Raw genomic sequence first — 19,121 nt, forward strand, 5'->3', positions numbered from 1 at the left:
GGGTATTAGCCGCTGACGGGGGCGAATACGATAGAGATGAACACAAGGATTCCATAGAGAATCATGGTTGTAATGACACTAATGCCAGTGAAGTGCTGGGGTTTTCGTGTCACCATGTATCCACCAGCAATCGCGAGGAAAATCGATGAGATGATTCCCCAATCCTTGATTAAAAAGACCGCACAGACGAGTGTTACTACCCCGATAAAGGTAGCCGTCTTTGCATCGAGCCGTGCGCGGAGTCCCATTGTTTTTACCTCGTACTTGCCCGTTCGAGCCGTGTTCTCTTAATTTCTCGGACAACACTGCCAAGATCGTTAGTCTGTCGTATCTGAATCATCCGAAATATCTCCGTTAAAAATTCCATCTGCGACTAATCCTTCACGCAAGAGCTTTGCGTGGGCCTCGTCGCGGCTGAGGTCGTGTTTTTCTGCGTAGTCTTTGACGCCACCGATGATGTGGTACGGAATTTCGACACTTGGTCGAGCCATGTTGAATTCTCTCCTATGTTTATACCCGTTAAACTTAAGTCTATCGTGACGTTATAATTATTTGTGTAAAGTCGTCGAAAAAGACAATGTGTCTAAAAGCATATAATAGACAATCCAAAACCATGACTGACTCACACGTCCTCCTGAATCAAGAATCGTTCATAACTGCCCTCTCACGCCGCCTCGCCCCGCTTCTTGTCGCAGGGAGCGGTAGCACATTGATGATAGGGACCGCCGCCGCGCAGGACTTCTGCAATACCCAAGGCGGTCAGTTCGCCGCTGCCGTGCAAACGGGCATCGGTGGCCTTGCAATCGCATTTCTCGTCGCCATGCTGCTCGCTGCAGTCGTGCTGAAAGCCGTCCCCGTCAAAGGTACCTCGAAACTAGCGAACGTTGCCATTGGTGGCTTCTTCGTTGGTGTCGCGATGATCGTGATCGGGTTGGCGTTCGCGAACTTCGCGCTTGGGTTCTCACCCGTGGAAGCGAGCAGTTCCTGCGGGAACATCCTCGGATAGCCCCCGACCACTTGACGAAATTCAATTTTATGACACACTCCCGTTTGGTGATTCGGACCCTTGTCGCTCTGCTTGTCGTTACCTCGGTCGTTGGAGCGACAGGCATCGTGAGTCCGGTCGCCGCACAGACACAGACGAATAACTCAACAACCAACGGTTCGGCCGGTGATGATAATGGCTACAGCCCCGGTGACGGATGGGGGCACTGGGCTGGCTCGAATAACAGCAGTACCGGCGGTGGTGGTGGAGGGTTCGGTCTTGGCATCGGTCCGAGAGAATGGGCCAAAGAGACCGTTGACTTCCTTAAAGAGAAAATCGGCGGCGGATTCCGGTGGGCACTGCGCGCGTCTATGTCACTGTGGGTTGGGACCCCCTACGCACATATGGGAAATAACGGCGTTCCCACGAATGAGCCGTTTACAACCCTTCACAAGGAGGTATACGGCGAGTACATCTTTCCCGCAATCGTGTTGTTCCTCGGCATGTTCGTGATGATGAGCGCTGCTGCGATGAGTGCCAGCACGATGTTCAGTCGGGGACGAATCACACGCTGGCTTGGCCGTCTTGGGATGGCGGTTATCGTCGTTGGTCTTGCCTACGATTTCACGAACCTCATGCAGCATTTCGCAAATTCTGTTGCATGGGCATTCGCACCCAAACCGAAAGAACTCACCAGTTCATTAGGCGGCGTGCTTAAACTCAGTGCTGGACCCGCTATTGGTATTCTCGCACTTTACCTCACCAGCACAACAGAGGCACTGATTCTTGCACTCGTGTACGGCTTTCGGCAGTTGGTGTTACTGTTCGCCCCGATCATGATGCCGATCATCCTCCTCACCGCGTATGCGGCTCCCCATCGCCGTCTCAGAATGTTGGGCAGTATGCTGTTCTGGCAATGGTTCGGGCTTGTCTGGGTTTCACTTCCCGTCGCCGTTCTCCTCCGGGTTGCCTACGAATTAGAGTGGAGTTTCGGCATCGGTGGCATTGTCGGGTTTTTCCTAACCCTTGCGATCTTTGCCATCGCACTTGGCCTTCCTTTCGTCATCTCGTACGGATTCTTCAAATTCCCCGCGTCGGTCACGACGAGCGCCGCTGCAGTCGGCGGAGCGGCAGCATCCAGGGCCGATTCCTTCCATGAGCGCTACGACCGCTTCCGAGACGAAGACGACGACGGCATCTCACTCACCTCCAACTCCAGCACGACGACCCCAGAAGATCGCGCTGTCGCTGCCGACGGAGGTATCACAGGGGAACAAGCCAACCTGCTGGCCGATCGTATGAATCGGTCGAGTCGAACAGACGACACGCAGACAGCCGAGCGCATTCGTGCACTACACGACGCGACTCACTCCAGCGACCAACGCTTCCGCACTCGCGCCCGAAAGCACGTCGTTCGAACCCGCCATGCGCGCGAGCAATCGTCCGGTCGGTCGCGGTCGGCCGATTCGTACGAAGCCAAGCCACACTACCGGCTCAGTCGCACGGGAGGTGATGACTAATGGCCCGCCGTAACGATGAGGTACAGCTCGTGCTGTCGGAGTATTCGGCGAGTGCAGATCTGTACGGCTACGACAAATTCGACCTCGCGAAGCTGTACATGCCCTCGCTCGTGCTGTACTTCATTGTCAAGTTCGTGCTGTCGGGCTGGCCCGCCACTCTCGGGTGGGTCGTTCTCATTCTGTGTGCATTCGTGACGACTATCGGCGTGCTCGCGACGCCGGACCATATGGGGCCGGTCGAGTACCTCTCGATTATCATTCGCCACTACACCCGCCAGCACGTGCTGTTGCACGACCGCGACATCCAGACGCCCGTCCTCGGCTACCAACCCCCGGAGTATCGCTCAGCAACCGATGCAGACGACGACTCGTAATCCTCCAAACCAATGTTTGACAACACTGATTCCGACGATTCGGACACGGACGACCGCCTGTTCAACCAACCGCAGAACGATAGTCTCCCCGCCCGGCTCGCTCGCAAACCGCTGTTGAATCGCTTGCCGGGCGTGCCCGACGAGAGCGACGACCGCACCCAAGAGTTGGTCAGCCTCAACTACCCATTCCGGGGAGATCCCGCACTTGTGGATGAGTCGGGCGCGCTCATCGGCGGCGTGAAGATCGAGCCCGCGAACATGGCGCTCGCCGACATCGGCACGTGGGAAAAGCGTGTGCGCTCGCTCGCCGATACGCTCGCGACCACAGTGTCGTATGAAGCGCAGTGGTACAGTCCAATGCGGACGGTGAATTACGATGACCGTCAAGAACGCTACAAGGACGCCGAACTCAGCGTTCGCCGCCAGCAGGACGATCTCTCGTTCGCAGAACAGGTGCGGGCGGACGTGTGGGAAGAGCGTGCTGCCGTGGTCGATCTCTACCAACAGACCACGCTTTCGCGTGAATACTACATGCTCGCGAAGGTTCGTCCCGGTGAAGGGGTACTAGATACGACGAGCGAGGAGGGTGGCCTTGGTAACGTGCCCGGCCTTGGGGAGTTGATCGAGAAGAAAGAACTTCACGAGCGAGCGGGAAGCGCCGATCTCACGAACCAATTGCTGGATACGTTGCGACGGCGCGTCGAGGAGTTGGCAACGGCGCTCGGCCAGATCGAAGGGCTGTCAGCCCATCCAGTGAGTTCGTTCGACCTCGCACAGGTCGCCGCGGACTACTATCGAGCGGACAACGTGGGCGCACGCGACGAGTGGACGACCGCCCTTCGCGGCGCACCCACACCGGGCACGCTCGAAGACCCCGAACACGAGATGACCTACCAGCACGTTACCGCGCTCAACAATGACGAGAGTCGCCAGCCCATCGAAGCCGACGGCGGCGCAGTCCAGCGACCCGCCCGCGGACGGTCGCGACGGTCACCATCCGTCCCCGACGCTGATACGCCGGGCGAGGTCGGAGACTGGGAGTTCGACACCGCGGCCGTGAATGCGAATGCGGTCGCAGACCTCGTATCCGGGGAAGAGGCGACCGCCGAACACTTCCGCAGTGTCCTTGCCCCCGAAGTGTTCGACCGGAGCAATCCCGACTACGTGCAAATTGACGACGACTTGTATTCGACGACACTCGCATTGCGTGAGTGGCCCGGTCAACCCGCCTACGGCGCGCTTGAAAACGTGCTGAATTACGGCCTACCGGGCGTCGAAGTCGTCGTTTCGACCTCTATCGAGGGGGTAGACGAGCAGAAAGCCCGCCGCGAACTGGCCGACGCCCAGGACGCCTTGACCAAGAAAGCCGAGGACGCGCTGAATTCCAAATGGAATCCGTTCGGCAGCAAGTACGAGCGGAAACTCAGCGAGGTGAGCGCAACCCTCGATGCACTCGAAGCAAGCGACTACGGCTTGTTCGACACCCAGACGTATATCACCGTTCGGGCACCGGACACTGACACACTCCAAACGGCGATCAGCCAGATTCGGGCCCGCTTACAGGATGAACGAGTCTCGGCCAAGCGGATGAAATTCAATCACGAAGCGGGCTATCGAATGTCCGCCCCGACTGTCCCGAAATCGGCCTACCAACCCGTGAAAATGCTCGGGATGGGCTTAGCGAGTCTCTTCCCGTGGAGTACCCAGAACGTCGAGGAACCCGGCGGTATCGAGATCGGCGAACACGCTCACACGGGCGAGCCAACGATTCTCGACTGGTACGATTGCCAGACCGGGTACAACTTCGGCATCTACGGGAATATCGGGTCAGGAAAAACCACGACGGGCAAGCAAATCGCGTTCCGCCAGAAGACAAAACACCCCGACATGAAGCTGGTGATGATCGATCCACTCCAAGAGTTCACCGGCTTGTGCGAGGCATTCGACGGCCAGCACATCATCGTCGGCGGGGACACGCCCATCAATCCGATGCGCATCGAGCCGACACCCACTGACCGTTTGCAGAAGATCGGCAAGCACACGCCGTACAACGACGCTGTCACCCAGACAATCGGCTTTGTCGGGAACTACTACCACATTGAAGGGCTGAGCGGCTTCGAGGAGAAAAAAGGGACGTGGCAGAAGGCGATCAAGGCCGCGTACAAGCGGGCGGGAATCACCAAGGACCCGACGACGCACAGCAATGCGAGTCCGACGCTGGCCGACGTGATCGACGTGCTGAAAGCCATGGTCACGGACCCCGAAACCTATGTTGATAAGGAAATTCGGGAGTCGGACGAAGCAGTCAACGACCGCCAACAGACGGCTATCGATATTGTGAACAACGATATTGAGGCGTTCAACGACGAGTACGGCCAGTTGACCAAGCAATCGAACATCAGCTTTGACGACGCCGACACGATCTACCTCGACCTCCAACGCTACGAGAACGAGCAACAGCGTGGGGGCCTGATGATGGAATTGTTGTTGAAAGAGATGTACGAGCAGGCCAAGACCTCGCCGGAGCCGCTGATGATGTTGATCGACGAGGCGAGTTACATGCTCAAAAACTCCGCCAATCTGGAGTCATTGAAGCAGGCCCACCGTCACAGTCGCCACTACGACCTCTCAATTGGATTGTTCACCCAGTCGGTCTCGGAGTTCTTCGCCGAAACCAGCGGCGATGGCGGCAGCCAGACCGAGACACTAACCGAGAGCGCCGAGGTGATTTTCCAGAACCAATCGCGCCAAATCTACCACTACCTCAAGGAGATGAACGACGAACGCGGGCGCGAGATTGGGCTGAGTGAGCAAGCAGTGGAGTACATTCAGGACGCCGATCCCGGAGAGGCGGGGAAAGGCTGGTCGGACGCCCTGCTTGACATCGATCAGAAGGGCAGCTACCCGCTCCGTGTGGTGATGACCGACGAGATGAACCCGCGTGAGTTCGCGTTGTACGAGTACGACGCGGCCAACGATAGCTCTGATTTGCAGGGCTTTTTGGAGGAGTACTGTGCCGAGAGTGACGAGCAGTGGGATTGGAGGTGGTCCTAATGCCCCAAACCATCGCCACGTGGGGACTCTCGCTGCTCGGAAACTTGTTGCTTGCCAGTCCGCTCGCCCCCGTTGTCGAAGTGTTCGGCGTGTCGCTCCCCGAGCAGTTTGCGTTTACACTGACCAGCTTCGGCAGCGGGTTTGTGAGCGATCTCTTGGTACTCACTTGTCTCTTGGCAGCCCACTTTGCCGTCGTCATGCTCGTGATCAACGCACTCCGACTCGGCCAGTATGCGAGCGAGCGCTATCAAGAGGTGGTCGCATGACGGGCTTTTTCGAAAGCGTGTACGAGAACGTGCGCGGCGAAGGCAGTCCCGCCGTTCGGCAGGTTGATGATGACCTCGTGACCGACCTCTACGACCATGCGTGTGAGCAATCGGCACTCATCGGGATTCGCCCGTACAAGGACGAAGGCGGGCTTCAACGTGGAATGCAGCTACTCAGTTCGCTCCATGACGTGCAGCTCGACGGGCGGGTTCGCAAGCAGAATGTGACGCCCGGCAGTGCGTTCGAATTGGTCTACGATGACGACGAGGAAATCTTGCAGTATCGATTCGCGCCGGGTGACGAGGGAATGCACGACCGCTTAGATCGCCAACTCAAGACCTACTACGGCGATTCGGACATTGTCGAGATCGAGCCTGAATTCTTGGATATGGCCACCGGACAGTACGTCGCGGCCGCGCGCCTCAAGCTCCGCCAAGACGATTCGTTCCTCCCGATCAAGCACTTCAAGCTCGATCCCGACCACTTCGAGACAGACCCCTATGACTCGATCACCTCAGAGATGGTCGGCGCACCGCACCGTCCGAACGCGGACGTGATGGTCCAGATCATGATCAAGCCCGCGATTTCAAACGCGACATGGGACCGTCGCAACTGGTATCACGGTATCGGCAAGACCGTGCGACGGCTCAAAGAGTCCAAAAGCGGCTTCGACGCGGGCGCGGTCCTGAGGGAAACGGCCTCAGCGATGAGTGGGGGGCAACTCGAAGGCGTGGACGCGGACGAACAGGAGAACTTCACCAAGTATCGCGAGGAAGCCAGCAACTCGAAAGCCGCAAACGTCGTCGCGAGCCAACGGGGGAAGAAAGGCTATCACGTCGATATTCGGGTGGTTGCCGTCTCTGATAGCGAGGAGGAAGCTGTCAGTCGCGTCGAGGAGACCGCTGGGATGTACCGGAAATTCTACGACTCCAGCTACGAGCAAGGCTTCACCCCGAAGTTCTTCAAACAAAAGCAGTTGAATGGCTTCTTGGAGTCGATGGCAAGCCGAGAGTGGACCGGTACCAACCAAGGAATCACGTTCGCGACCGACACGCTCACCGGGATTTGTCACGTCCCGACCGATCTCAACACCCAAGAGATCGAGTACACGATGAGCAAATCCGGGCGTGGCATTCCGCCCCGGACCCCGCGGTTCGACTATGACGCTCACGACCTCGAACGCGCCACCAGTGATCCGGGTGCAATCCAACTCGCCATGCTCTCGGAGGACGACCCGGCCCGGCCATACTGGTACGGACGCGGCAAGAAGAATGGAATCGAGGCGGGCGTGACTCCCGAGATCCTGAATATTCACCAATTTGTCGGCGGCGGAACCGGGATGGGCAAAACCACCTTCTTAGTGAATCAAGCCAGCCAGATCATGAATCGCGGCCATGGCTGTCTCATCTTCGATCCCAAAGGGAAAGACGCCGACGAGTTCCTTCGCGAGGTGCCTGAAGATCGCGAGGACGACTTGGTGTTTGTCGACCTCACCGACGAGTACGACGAGCAAGTAACGTTCAACTTCATGGAAGTCCCGAGCAATGCCCCGCCGGACAGTCGCGCGTTCGCAAGCGCTGTCGAAGCGCTCGCCGACGACGTGGTGGCGATTGCTGCACAGGCAGGCGGTGACGATAACTATTGGGGGGCATTGATGAATCGAGTCACACGGACGCTGATCCGTGGGATGGCGAAATCCGGGCGAGACTGTACGCTCCTCGATCTGGCGTGCTGTGTCGCCGATAGCGACAACCTCGATAAGTTCCACAACTGGATGGACGAAGAACGCATTCACTTCATCCGCGAGTCGGCCAAACGCATTGCCGATAAAGAGGATAGCGACCTTGAACCGCTCGCCGGACGGTTCAGCCAGTGGATTGAGAACGACGCCGTGCGGAACCTGATTAGCAACCCAGATAGTACGGTGTCGATTCAGGAGGCCGTCGAGAACGGGAAGATTGTTGTCGTTCGCAACGACCCGAGCAGCGGGGAGACCGAAAAGCGACTGTTCGCGACGGCGCTCATTCGTCGGGCATGGGTCGCGATTCGGGAAGCCGACGACAATCCGCCATTCTACGTGATCTGTGACGAGTTCGACTCCATCGTCACCGAAGAGTCCAACATCCACAAGATCCTCTCGGAAGCCCGTGCGTTCGACTTCTGCCTGACGCTCGCGTGTCAGAACCCATCAAATCAGTTGCCGACGAAGGTAGAGAAGGCAATTGCGAACCAGTGTAAAACGTTCATCTCCTACAACCCCGGTGGGGACGAGGACGCTCGTCTCATTGCGAAGCAGCATTCGCGGGATATCGAGTGGGAGGACCTGATGAACATGAGTCCGTACACGTTCTTCATGCGGACGCTCGACGACAACGACCAACTCACCCACTCCTACAAGGTGCGCGCGTTCCCGCCGGTCGGCGAAGTCCGCACTGAACAGACCGGCCAACCCGGACGAACTGACGCTGAGTTGGGCGCACTGAAACGGACGTCGCTTGCCGAGTACGGAACAACCCAACTCACCCCGGAAGAACAGCAGGAAGTCTCGCACTTCTACACCGGCGAGCAGCAGGATGCAGAACCAACAGCGGCCGCGAGCGATCTCAGCGAAAAGGCATGGCGCAATCAGGCGCTGAAAGCCGTCTACGACGAGACGATCCGCCACGGTAATCCCGGTGGCTGGGTGGCTGTTGCGGAGTGTGTGGACCGACTGGACGACTACCTGCCGGACACGACCGTGAGTGATGCGGGGAAAGCATGGCGCAAAGTCTTGCAGGAAATTCCCGATCCGTACATTGACCGGCGCGAGGTGGAGGACGAAATGCAGGTCAAGCCGCTCGATACTGGATTCTTGAATCTTGGCGATTCGGAGAACGACGGGAAGGCCGAGCATTGGGCCCCGATGGCCGACGCTTACATCCCAATGACCCAACTCGGCTTTATCTTCGAGATTCCCGAGCAAACCGGCAACGCAATGCCGGATGGTCTTGCTCGCCTTGATGATGTGCTCTCGATTGGGCCAGACGACGATCCTGAGACAATAGCCGACACAGTAAACGGCTATCGAGAGGACCATGCGCTGTTGAATCGCTTAGCCGGGACGAGTAACGCGTACATCGAAAGCGAGCATACAACCGGGAGTACCCAACCCTCACAGACAGTACGAAATCTCGCCCAGGCACACAACGCAGGCCATCGGTGCTTGTTCTTCGCCCGTGAAGACGTAGCTGAAGACGTGTATGATACGGTTGCCAACGATCCGTTCTGTTGTCGGAGCAGTCACCCGGCAGATGGCGAACGGCGGTTCTACACGGGGACACAGACGCTCACTATCGATGGCGAAACGATCACGCGGCCCGGTGGCCGAGAGAACGTCTGGGTGTACGACGAGCAGACCGGTGAGTACATTCTCCGCGACGGTGACGGTACCGTGCATGCCCGCTTTGAGACGGCAGCCGCCATCTTCACCGACGCGAGTGCCTACCCAGAGGGTGGCGAGCGGAACGTCAAGCCACCGGTGATTCCTGAGTACGAGATGGACGGTGATCCGAGTGAGGTGGAGTGGGACGTGATCGTCGTCCCGCCGGAGACAGAGACACCAATGGACATCCGACTGTACGAGGGCAACATACAGACGCCACTGACGGATTTGCCAACTGACGACGAGCAAGCAACCGACAACAACCGAGACGCCCGTGGGAGCGACAGCGGTGGCGATACAGACGACTGTGCTGAGCAGGACGAGAGCGAACAGACCCGTGACGATGCCGACGGAGACGGCTTCCTCGAAGACGACCTTTCAAATGTGTTTAATTGAAACCCTAGTGATTACCGGAGCAATCCAGAGTTTTTGTGCGATTTCGCCCAAGTTGTTGTCATATATTGCCTGTAGGAAGTGTCTAGTCAGAGATCGAGTTCCACTAGGAGGCGTACTCTGGAACGACGTGACGTGGGGATTATGATACCCATAGTTCATTGAAAAACATCATCAACGATATAATTATTCGCTTCAATTAATTCCACACCTTCGACGTCATCGATTCGTTCGCGGAGTCGATCAGTTCTTGGATCATCGTTGAATTCCTCCCATGCTTCCGCTGACTCCCATTGTCCGTAATTGACAACTCGTGTCCCATCAGCGCTTTTATGAAGATTGGAAGAAACGAATCCCGGTAATTCACGGATCCATTCTCGTGTCTCCTCTGCGACCGTGTCGATGAGCTTCTGTTGGTGCTCTGGAACGGTCTTGAACAGTATAACCAGCGTGAATTTGTCTGTTGATTCGACGATTTCGGTCATGTTTGACTTAGTTGTTAACAATAATTAAAAAGGGGCCTAGAGATCTTCACCGACGTCGTTGATGAGGTCGCGTGCCCGTGTCAGGGCCATGGGCTCAACCAGCAGCTGAGCGATTCCATGGATGGCGTCCTCGTAGTGGATATGATTGACATCGACACCAGCTGCCTCAAGTTGACCAGCATATGCGGCTCCCTCGTCGCGTAATGGGTCGAATCCACAGGTGACGATCGTGGTTGGCGGCAGTTCCTGCAAGTCTTGCGCCTTGAGTGGCGAGGCGTATGAATGCTGGCCGTCGATATCGTCGCGAAGATAATGATCCCAAAACCATTCCATGTCGGCTTTGGTGAGCAGGTAGCCTTCAGCGTTCTCCTCGTAAGAGGGCGTATCGAATTCGTGGTCGGTGACGGGGTAGATGAGTACCTGGCGAGCGAACGAAGGACCGTCACGGTCGCGAGCCATCTGTGCAACGGCTGCCGCCATGTTCCCTCCAGCACTGTCACCGCCGATAGCGACATTATCCGTGTCCACCTGCATCATCTCCGCCGTATCGAATACCCATTCGGCAGCGGTATAACAGTCTTCGAGCGGAATCGGGAATTTGTGTTCGGGTGCAAGCCGATAGTCGACAGACACGACCATGCAGTTAGCTGCGTTCGTTATCGCTCTACAGGTCGCATCATACATGGCAGTATCTCCAATTACCCAGCCACCGCCATGCAGATACACTAACGTCGGATATGGACCCTCTTCCGCTGGGACATACACGCGAATTGGGATTCCCTCGTCAGTGATAGACAGCTCCATAACCTCCTCCACTGGTTCGGGATCATCAGCTGTCGGGAACATCTGCGTACTAAATTGCCGAGCCCCCTCTGGTGACAACGACGAGAGGGTCGGTATTGGTGCAGCCCCCATCTGCTGGAGAAAGCCGGTTATTTCGGGATGCGGTTCCTCCGCCGCGGCCACGTTATGCAAATTGTTGGTCATCTGTAGAGTGGTTGTTTGTTAGGCGTCATTCATTGTTCCCAGTCACGCTCGCGGAGATACGTCTCAAGCCGGGTAAGATCGATATTATGGTCACGCTCCAGTGTCTCGATATCGACACCGTATCCGTAGTTGTTGATCCACTCGAACATCATTGCTACCACTTCCCCCATTTCCTCACGGGCGACCTCGATCGGGACGTGCTGGGGTTCGATATCGATTCCCGTTACGGTGGTGAAAACCTCGGCTGCACTTTCGAGCGTGTGCTCATCACCGGCCACTTCGATGGTCTCACCAACGTACTCCTCGGGGGTCGCTAACGCGGTGGCGGCGAGCGCACCGATGTCTCCGACATCGACCATCTGCATCGAGACGCCCTCGGTGAGGGGGGACGCAAGGTTTCCGTTCAGGATCGTTTCGCGCTGGCGCTCGTAGTTCTGCATGATCGTGACGGGTCGAAGAATCGTCGCGGAAAGTCCGAGATCGTAGATTCGTTGTTCGATGTCGTACTTCGACTCGAAGTTAGGAATCCCGGTATCACGCTCGGCCCCGGCGACAGAGCTAAACACGAAATGCTCGATGCCGTTTTCGGCGGCGACCTCCGCCATGTTCGTTCCTTGCTCGATCTCGGCCTCAATCCCTGCTTCAGTAGGTGTGGTGCCGCTCTCAGCCTCAATCGTGACGCAGTATACCGCGTCAACGGTCTCAACCGCTGTCCTGAGACTGGTTTTGTTCAGGAGGTTTCCCTCAACGAGCGTCGCACCCCGGTCGGCAAGCGCCTGCGCGCGGTCGCTCTCGGGACTGCGCGTCAATGCATGGACATCGAAGTCACCGTACTCGCCGGACAACAGGCGGTCAGCAACCGCCCCACCCTGGCGGCCAGTCGCTCCGACGACTAAGACGCTGAACTGACTCATAGCGAATCCCTCGTATCCCTGTTCAACTGTCTGATTCTGGCGGCACGTTCGTCGTGGTGCATTTGTCTCACCATGAGATGTACTACGGGGGGATGCTGCTTGGTGATGAGCGTAAACATGTTCAACGTCATGCGGATAAGGATGGGCGTCGAAAACATCGGTATATGCCAAGTGCACAGATCAAATTCGAATTCTCTAACGGACCAGGCGCGCTCTCGACCAAGCGCCCGGACGATGAGTTTCGGATTCTAGCAGCGCTCCCGACAGCAGATGGCATCCAAGTCGTCCTTGAAATTCAGACGTCTGACACCGAAGCCCTCATTCGACATCTTGACGAAGCGTCGTGGTTGCCGTCCTACGACGTGCTGCACGCCGATGAGCAGACGATGCTCATTCAGTACTCCCACGAGTTACTCCCCGCGCTACATCGCGCACTCCTCTCCTCGGGGCCTCTCTTGCAGTATCCCCTGACCCTTCGAAACGGGTGGATGAGTAGTGACTTGACTACCTCGCACGAGCAGCTGTCCCAACTCAAAGACGTGTTTGAGGCCGAGGGAATTCCGTATGAAATCGGCTCGGTCACACAGTCAACCGACCCAACCGACCTGCTAACGGATCGCCAACGGCGGTTCATTACCGTGGCAGTCGAGCATGGGTACTACGATAGCCCGCGCGAGTGCACGCTCACCGAGCTCGCGGCTGCGCTGGACGTCAGTAAAGGAGGAGCAAGTGGTATTCTCCACCGCGCTGAAGGCCGCATTATCAAGAACTTCCTCGGCGAGCCAGCTGCCTAAACTGGGCCGTCGTGACGGAGAATATCGAGAAAGAGGCGGAATCCTTCAAATTGGGACTCCGCGATACGCTGTGCAGTCGTCACCTAATCCAAGCAATGATCTCTGACCTAGTTGCCTACTGAATATATGAATTCTTTTGCTGATCTCTATTAGTCTGAGAGCCATTCCTGTGCGGTCTCTTCTTTGACACCGCCTGCTTTCACGGCAATCTGAACCATCGCCTTCTTCATCGTCTCGACATCGTCTCGTAACTCCGAGACTTCTGCACGAAGCGCTTCGAAATCCTCGGGTTCAACGAGTGGATCATCGGGTAATTCCAAGCCATCGTCACAGAACTCGTGCCCACGTGTTGTGAGGGCCCAGACGATAGCACGTGATCCACGGCCCGCATATTCACGGTCAATTTCTTCGACCAGTTCCCACCGTTGGAGCTTCCGCATATGATGGCTCATGCTGCCGCTTGGGATGCCTGCTTGCTCCCGGAGGTCAGAGGTGTTCACGCCAGATGTGTCAGTTACATAGAGAACCGTGAGAATGTTCTGGCGGGCGTCGCCGAGGTGGTCACGCATCTCATCGAAGGTGGGGAGCGAGTCAGTGGATGTTTCAATTTGGTTATCTTCATTCATGAAGCCATATTAAGACTGAAAGGCCTTAATACTAATCCACTACATAGCTATGCAAGCCACTCCCGACCACCCACTCATGGGGGAACAACATCGGTGGCGAATAGAAAATTGGAGTAGATGACGAGAAGTGTAAGAGATGATAAATAGCGCCACCGGTGGGAATGCTGCCGGTGCCTAGAGAAAGCGGCAACCCAGTGGGCGCCAGAGACTGCACCCCCAATGTATCATAACACAGAAATAGACGACAATGGCGCACAGAGGGCACCCCAGCGGGCGACACAGCGCCGAACAGATCCCACGAGAAGTGGCGGACACAACACGCCGACACAGAGGACAGTCCACCAAGCAGATCCACCACGGGGAACCAGAGGTACAGCACTGGGACAGTCCATCCGAGAACACGAGGAGAAAAGAATAGAGTGAGGACGTGGGACAGTCAGGCCATGGTGGACCCAGAGTAAAAAGAAAACGAGAAGGGGACAGTCCAGCAGCGCGACCAGCAGAGCAAGCAACGGAGTGGGCTGACTGAAGTCAGGACGACAAGGGGGAGAAGAACTACATACCGAGGAACGATGGTGAACAAGGACCGAGTGCGTTGGCGTCCAGGATAGCACGAAGACCGTGGCGACCATGACAGGCGAGAAGTGGTGAATCACAGCCTGAAAAACACAATCAACAACCGCAGAGCCGACAGTGCGAATGAAACCACACTAGATTTCTTGCAAAACATCGCGAGCAGTAGCACCCCAGAAACAGAGTGATGACCACGAGAAGTAGGGCAGCACGACCATGCATGACAGTCACGAGGCGAGATAAGTCCGGACAGTCAACTTCTGGCCGGACAGGCCCGACAGAACGTTGTGCGTCTAGAGTGGGGGTGCCACCTCTGCACCCGAACAGAGGGGATGCCGACGAGCGACACATCTCTACTCACAGCCTGAGGCATGGCTGGGTGCCAACACTAGCACGCCCCATCTAGGTGCCGATATGACGGCCTGGTCTGGGTGCCAATCCGAGCGCACCAGTGGGTGCCAACGTGGGCGACACACCGCGATTTCAATAAGCGACCCGCCACAGCGGGAAGGGAACAGCACGGAGGACTGTCCACAACCGATAGACTGTCCTGTCCACCGGCCATCAACGGGGGGACTGTCAGATCTGGAACCAGAGCACGCCCTAGACTCTTGCAGTGTCCTACCTGACTGTCCACCTTGCCGAAACAGGTAGACGTCGGGCAGCAGCAACTGGGACTTCCATCTATGAAGACACACCACGATTGCCAGTATCAGCAAGGACGACTGTCCTCCGGTAGATCCCCACAGGAACTGTCAGAAAGAGCGCGACAGCATGGTATGAACTCCACGACGAACAGAGTCCAATACCCAGTAAAAGGGTCCGAAAAGCTCTGGGATCGAATAATTACTACGGAAATGTGGTGTGTTCAAACAGAGTTATTGATAGCGTGCATATCTGATGTAATACAGGGTGAACCATAGAAGGACGTTCCTGGATCTGTCTCTATTTGGAGAGTGCCCAGAGACCAGCTGCAATTACAAGGAGAAACGCGACGAAGAGTGATATCACAAAGAAACTCCAGTCTTCGTGAAATAGTTGATATGCCTGACTAACTGCTCCAATTCCGCCAAATATTGTAATGAGAATCAATCTTCGTCGACTGATCGAGACTGCCGTGGACATAGCTGAAGTTGTCAGTGTTGATATTTAAACACTGATGAACCGTGTATTGAGTGACGTACGCTCCATCTCAGTTGGCCAGTTACGTGACAGCAGGGTACGATCACAAGATGCATTTTCTGATACGCTTGTGTCTTCGAAGACGGACTGTCCACTGGTTGAAGCAGGTCGACTGTCCCACCGGTCACGAGTAGCGGTCCAGTCGGACGAGGCGGTCTGCTGCCGTGCGTTCGGTGCTTCCAGTCGCTCGCCATCGCACATCATTCGGCACCCCCAACGTTGAACTAAACACAGAGACGACCACCAGTATGCATCGCTCGTTCCCCATTCTTGGCCTTGTCCTACTCATCGTCTGTGCAGGCTGTCTCGGCGGCCTTGGACTCGGCGGTAGTAGCGACGACACATCCACAACCACACCGGCCAGTACAGAGCCGACGCAGACGGCGACCAGTACGCCGTCAACGATGACACCCAAGGCAACGACCACAACCACAACAACCACGCAAATAGCCAGCACGACCACAGCAACGACCACCACAGCACCAACAACGTCACCGAACAGTACTACAGCACGGACGACAATGCCGACACAGACCACCGCACGAGTCGAGACACCCAGCGGCAGCCAGCGATTCGAAGCGCGGGTGACGAAAATCGTCGATCCGACAACCATCAAAATCGAACGCAATGGCAAAACCCAGACGATTGATCTGATCGGTGTACGCGTCCCGAAGAGCGGTCTGTACCACACGCGAGCGCTTCAAACCACCAAAGCACAACTGGAGTACAGCACCGTCACGCTCGTCACAGATCCACGGGTGGGAAGCAGCAGTGACGGCCACCCCCAGATGTACGTCTATACGGGAGAGTGGCTGTATAACACCCAGTTGCTCCGATCAGGCTATGCACGAGTGGCAGATGGTGAGTTCAGCAAGCGAGCGGAGTTTGAGCGAAAGCAACAGGAGGCCAAGCAAGGCGGCTACGGTCTGTGGAAGAACACGACGACAACGGTTTGAAAGGTCTGACTCTAGCTTTGTTGAGGCACCCTCTAACGAATAACTCTATAGTACTGACTGCAGAGCCTGTATACAGCACAAGCTTCCCGAGCCAACTGCTAAGTGAGAGTGAAAATACATAAGACATATATGCAGAGGTATCAATTTGAATTGATGATGAAGAGGATAAAGAAAGCCACAATCGGTGCAACTATTGGACTCATAGTCGCCTTTCTCTACGATTTACTCGATATCGGAAGTCTGCTGGGATTTTAATCCCAACGTGCAGAAGTCACTGCCTCATGTTGCACTAAGCAGACGTGGACACACCTGATCTCGAGTGAAGGATGGCAGTGGAAAGCCGTCATGACCTCCAGGGTGACTATCGTTCTCAAAGGCTTCTGGATGTTTTGTGGATATCCATACAGGCGATACTCGTCACTGATAGAAATTAGAAAGCTGCAGATCAACTCCAAGTGCCTCTGCGATCACCAGAATTGGATTCCAAATGAGAACGTATAAATAATCAGAATTTGCTTTCCACGCAAATATCCAACGCCACCAAAGGCAATGAATAAGAGACCAAGTGCGATCCTAAAGCCGTATGTATCGTGACTACTCTTGGTTAGACATGAGTTTGAAACGGTAGTGACTTTAGCTATGAGCAATAACTATTGGAATGATCCTCAGACAGCGACCACGGCGACTCCGTCGTGATGGGTTCCGTGGTCTCGTGAGCGAAACCACCCTCTCATCGAGTGATTTCATTGCACCCGTTTTCGTGGATGCGACGACCGACAAGCGTGTGCCCATCGACTCGATGCCGGGCCACGAGCGTGTCCCCGTTGCGGAGGCCGTCGATCGCGTCGAGGAAGTACTTGAGACAGGCATCGAAAGCGTCATTATCTTTGGTGTTCCGGAATCAAAGGACTCGAGTGGGTCTCGCGCATGGGCCGACGACGGTGTCGTCCAGCGTGCTGTCCGCGACATCACGCGGAAAACCGATGCATTCATCATCACCGATGTTTGCATGTGCGAGTACACCGACCATGGTCACTGTGGAATTCTCGAAGAGCGGGCACACGAATCGCCTACCTTGACGGTCGCCAACGATGCGACACTCAATCGGTTAGCGCAAATCGCTATTTCTCACGCCGACGCAGGCGCACAGATGGTCGCGCCAAGTAGTATGACCGATGGGATGGTTGAAGCAATTCGCGCGTCGCTCGACGAACATGGCTACGAGGACATCCCGATCATGAGCACTGCGGCAAAGTATGAGAGTGCCTTTTACGGGCCATTCAGAGAGGCAACCGAGGGCGATCCGGCGTTCAGCGACCGTCGCCACTACCAAATGAACTCCGCTAATGTACGCGAAGCGATGCAAGAGGTTGCGCTCGATGTCGAGCAGGGCGCGGACGTGCTGATGGTCAAACCTGCACTCGCCTATCTCGATGTGATTCGGGCAGTGCGCAAGGAATTCGATCATCCTGTTGCCGCCTACAACGTCAGCGGTGAGTATGCAATGCTCCACGCGGCCGCTGAGAAGGGGTGGCTCGATCTTGACACAGTGGCTCGCGAATCGGTACTGTCGATCAAACGTGCCGGGGCCGATCTGATTCTCACCTACTTCGCCGAAACGATCGCTGGTTCCCTGTCGAAGGAGTAGGTGGCGGACGTTTGCACGCATGATCTAAGTTGTCGGACGGATTTCAGCTGACGTATGCATGACTGTCGGAACGTGATAGCCCTCATGTTGGCCGTTACCATGCACGCAAGCGTACTCAATTTGGTGTGTTAACAGGATGTGCCGGCCTCTTTAACCTCATCAAAAATATCAAATTTTGGAACTATTATAGTGACTTTTAACGAAGTGTTCGATCTCCTGCCAGCCCCGAGCGGGGGAGGGGGTGCAGTGGTGAGCGCCGGAGCGTGTTGATTGTGACGGGATACGCAGTCACTTTCGGTCCACTAGAATAACGTATTTAGAGACTAATAACATTGAACCGGTGGAGACCGTGATTTCATGAGCGAACAAACCGAAGCTCTTTACCAGCTCTTTGAGGGAGTATGGAACGGAGAAAACCCGGATGTTGCAGACGAACTCGTCGGACCAGAGTATGTCATCCACGACCGCGAAATCGCTGACGAACTGCGCGGGCCAGAACTGTATAAGACATTGGCGAACATAACGAGAGAAAGCTATTCGGACTTCGAATTAGCTATTGATGACGAGGTTGAAGAAGGCAATAAAGTTGCCCTTCGGTGGACGATGACAGGAACTCACGAAAATGGCAAACGAGTGGAGATGGCCGCTATCGGAATCAATCGGTTTGAAGATGGACAGCTAGTCGAGTCATGGACTCAGTCCGATACGCTCGACCTTATGAAGCAGATCGAAGCTGAGTAGGCGAGTAGCGTGAGCTACACCGCAAAACGATGATCCGAGAGAATATCGGAGAAACTGCAGAGCAGCTTGACCAGTGATTTATCAACATGACCAGCCAACGCGCCATCAGATGGATCGGCCAACGTGCGTATGGGGGCGGTTGTTCTAAGCACTATGAAACATCCTTCCGTGTGGTGCTGGATTGGATCGGTCCTCTCTTGG

The 19,121-nt window shown here is 55.9% G+C and carries 16 protein-coding genes; 10 read left to right on the forward strand and 6 right to left on the reverse strand.

From position 1 onward, the window contains the following. Positions 1-5: 5 nt before the first annotated feature. Positions 6-248, reverse strand: coding sequence for a hypothetical protein (locus LJF34_RS26965; RefSeq protein ID WP_231189501.1), 243 nt, complete (start codon positions 246-248; stop codon positions 6-8). 69 nt (positions 249-317) lie between these two features. Continuing rightward, entirely contained in the window at positions 318-491 is a 174-nt protein-coding gene (locus LJF34_RS26970; RefSeq protein WP_231189503.1) for a hypothetical protein, read from the reverse strand. Positions 492-613: 122 nt separating this feature from the next. Between LJF34_RS26970 and LJF34_RS26975 the strand changes: the two genes are divergently transcribed. The 6 genes from LJF34_RS26975 (at position 614) to LJF34_RS27000 (ending at position 10,017) form a co-directional block, all read left to right on the forward strand. Beyond that, the gene (locus LJF34_RS26975; protein ID WP_231189507.1) at positions 614-1,006 is read left to right on the forward strand and encodes a hypothetical protein; all 393 of its coding nucleotides are present in this window, start codon (positions 614-616) and stop codon (positions 1,004-1,006) included. Between the two features lie 107 nt (positions 1,007-1,113). Beyond that, positions 1,114-2,505 (forward strand): hypothetical protein, encoded by a 1,392-nt coding sequence (locus LJF34_RS26980; RefSeq protein WP_231189510.1) that lies wholly within the window; start codon positions 1,114-1,116, stop codon positions 2,503-2,505. Continuing rightward, complete coding sequence (locus LJF34_RS26985; RefSeq protein ID WP_231189514.1) at positions 2,505-2,879, forward strand: hypothetical protein; 375 nt, start codon at positions 2,505-2,507, stop codon at positions 2,877-2,879. The genes LJF34_RS26980 and LJF34_RS26985 overlap by 1 nt, the downstream gene beginning before the upstream one ends. A gap of 12 nt (positions 2,880-2,891) precedes the next feature. Continuing rightward, positions 2,892-5,933, forward strand: a complete 3,042-nt coding sequence (locus tag LJF34_RS26990) for a hypothetical protein (protein WP_231189517.1) — start codon at positions 2,892-2,894, stop codon at positions 5,931-5,933. After that, positions 5,933-6,199 (forward strand): hypothetical protein, encoded by a 267-nt coding sequence (locus tag LJF34_RS26995; RefSeq protein WP_231189519.1) that lies wholly within the window; start codon positions 5,933-5,935, stop codon positions 6,197-6,199. The genes LJF34_RS26990 and LJF34_RS26995 overlap by 1 nt, the downstream gene beginning before the upstream one ends. Further along, on the forward strand, positions 6,196-10,017 hold the full coding sequence (locus tag LJF34_RS27000) for a type IV secretion system DNA-binding domain-containing protein (protein WP_231189522.1): 3,822 nt from the start codon (positions 6,196-6,198) through the stop codon (positions 10,015-10,017). The genes LJF34_RS26995 and LJF34_RS27000 overlap by 4 nt, the downstream gene beginning before the upstream one ends. A gap of 155 nt (positions 10,018-10,172) precedes the next feature. Here the strand turns inward: LJF34_RS27000 and LJF34_RS27005 are convergent, their stop codons facing one another. The 3 genes from LJF34_RS27005 to LJF34_RS27015 are packed head-to-tail and all read right to left on the reverse strand — an operon-like array spanning position 10,173 to position 12,400. Continuing rightward, entirely contained in the window at positions 10,173-10,499 is a 327-nt protein-coding gene (locus tag LJF34_RS27005; RefSeq protein WP_231189525.1) for an antibiotic biosynthesis monooxygenase family protein, read from the reverse strand. 36 nt (positions 10,500-10,535) lie between these two features. After that, entirely contained in the window at positions 10,536-11,486 is a 951-nt protein-coding gene (locus LJF34_RS27010; protein ID WP_231189528.1) for an alpha/beta hydrolase, read from the reverse strand. Positions 11,487-11,515: 29 nt separating this feature from the next. Continuing rightward, complete coding sequence (locus LJF34_RS27015; protein WP_231189530.1) at positions 11,516-12,400, reverse strand: NmrA/HSCARG family protein; 885 nt, start codon at positions 12,398-12,400, stop codon at positions 11,516-11,518. Positions 12,401-12,477: 77 nt separating this feature from the next. Between LJF34_RS27015 and LJF34_RS27020 the strand changes: the two genes are divergently transcribed. Continuing rightward, positions 12,478-13,194, forward strand: coding sequence for a helix-turn-helix domain-containing protein (locus LJF34_RS27020; RefSeq protein ID WP_231189531.1), 717 nt, complete (start codon positions 12,478-12,480; stop codon positions 13,192-13,194). Between the two features lie 149 nt (positions 13,195-13,343). Here LJF34_RS27020 and LJF34_RS27025 read toward each other — a convergent pair whose 3' ends face one another. Continuing rightward, positions 13,344-13,820: a transcriptional regulator gene (locus tag LJF34_RS27025; RefSeq protein WP_231189537.1), complete on the reverse strand. Its 477-nt coding sequence runs from the start codon at positions 13,818-13,820 to the stop codon at positions 13,344-13,346. A gap of 2,003 nt (positions 13,821-15,823) precedes the next feature. On the opposite strand from LJF34_RS27025, the gene LJF34_RS27030 reads away from it, so the two are divergent. The 3 genes from LJF34_RS27030 (at position 15,824) to LJF34_RS27040 (ending at position 18,920) form a co-directional block, all read left to right on the forward strand. Further along, the gene (locus LJF34_RS27030) at positions 15,824-16,531 is read left to right on the forward strand and encodes a thermonuclease family protein (RefSeq protein WP_231189539.1); all 708 of its coding nucleotides are present in this window, start codon (positions 15,824-15,826) and stop codon (positions 16,529-16,531) included. Positions 16,532-17,189: 658 nt separating this feature from the next. Further along, positions 17,190-18,179 carry a porphobilinogen synthase gene (gene hemB / locus LJF34_RS27035; RefSeq protein ID WP_231189541.1) on the forward strand — a complete coding sequence of 330 codons (990 nt, stop codon included), beginning with the start codon at positions 17,190-17,192 and terminating at the stop codon, positions 18,177-18,179. Between the two features lie 357 nt (positions 18,180-18,536). Next, positions 18,537-18,920 (forward strand): ester cyclase, encoded by a 384-nt coding sequence (locus LJF34_RS27040; RefSeq protein ID WP_231189543.1) that lies wholly within the window; start codon positions 18,537-18,539, stop codon positions 18,918-18,920. Positions 18,921-19,121: the final 201 nt, after the last annotated feature.

It is taken from the genome of Haladaptatus sp. DYF46, assembly GCF_021083305.1.
Lineage (GTDB): Archaea > Halobacteriota > Halobacteria > Halobacteriales > Haladaptataceae > Haladaptatus.

Excerpts from the sequence above, each read along its gene's own strand:
- LJF34_RS26965 (WP_231189501.1), bottom strand. The coding sequence starts at position 248 with ATGGGACTCCGCGCACGGCTCGATGCAAAGACGGCTACCTTTATCGGG.
- LJF34_RS26970 (WP_231189503.1), bottom strand. The coding sequence starts at position 491 with ATGGCTCGACCAAGTGTCGAAATTCCGTACCACATCATCGGTGGCGTC.
- LJF34_RS26975 (WP_231189507.1), top strand. The coding sequence starts at position 614 with ATGACTGACTCACACGTCCTCCTGAATCAAGAATCGTTCATAACTGCC.
- LJF34_RS26985 (WP_231189514.1), top strand. The coding sequence starts at position 2,505 with ATGGCCCGCCGTAACGATGAGGTACAGCTCGTGCTGTCGGAGTATTCG.
- LJF34_RS26990 (WP_231189517.1), top strand. The coding sequence starts at position 2,892 with ATGTTTGACAACACTGATTCCGACGATTCGGACACGGACGACCGCCTG.
- LJF34_RS26995 (WP_231189519.1), top strand. The coding sequence starts at position 5,933 with ATGCCCCAAACCATCGCCACGTGGGGACTCTCGCTGCTCGGAAACTTG.
- LJF34_RS27000 (WP_231189522.1), top strand. The coding sequence starts at position 6,196 with ATGACGGGCTTTTTCGAAAGCGTGTACGAGAACGTGCGCGGCGAAGGC.
- LJF34_RS27005 (WP_231189525.1), bottom strand. The coding sequence starts at position 10,499 with ATGACCGAAATCGTCGAATCAACAGACAAATTCACGCTGGTTATACTG.
- LJF34_RS27010 (WP_231189528.1), bottom strand. The coding sequence starts at position 11,486 with ATGACCAACAATTTGCATAACGTGGCCGCGGCGGAGGAACCGCATCCC.
- LJF34_RS27015 (WP_231189530.1), bottom strand. The coding sequence starts at position 12,400 with ATGAGTCAGTTCAGCGTCTTAGTCGTCGGAGCGACTGGCCGCCAGGGT.
- LJF34_RS27020 (WP_231189531.1), top strand. The coding sequence starts at position 12,478 with ATGTACTACGGGGGGATGCTGCTTGGTGATGAGCGTAAACATGTTCAA.
- LJF34_RS27025 (WP_231189537.1), bottom strand. The coding sequence starts at position 13,820 with ATGAATGAAGATAACCAAATTGAAACATCCACTGACTCGCTCCCCACC.
- LJF34_RS27030 (WP_231189539.1), top strand. The coding sequence starts at position 15,824 with ATGCATCGCTCGTTCCCCATTCTTGGCCTTGTCCTACTCATCGTCTGT.
- hemB (WP_231189541.1), top strand. The coding sequence starts at position 17,190 with ATGATCCTCAGACAGCGACCACGGCGACTCCGTCGTGATGGGTTCCGT.
- LJF34_RS27040 (WP_231189543.1), top strand. The coding sequence starts at position 18,537 with ATGAGCGAACAAACCGAAGCTCTTTACCAGCTCTTTGAGGGAGTATGG.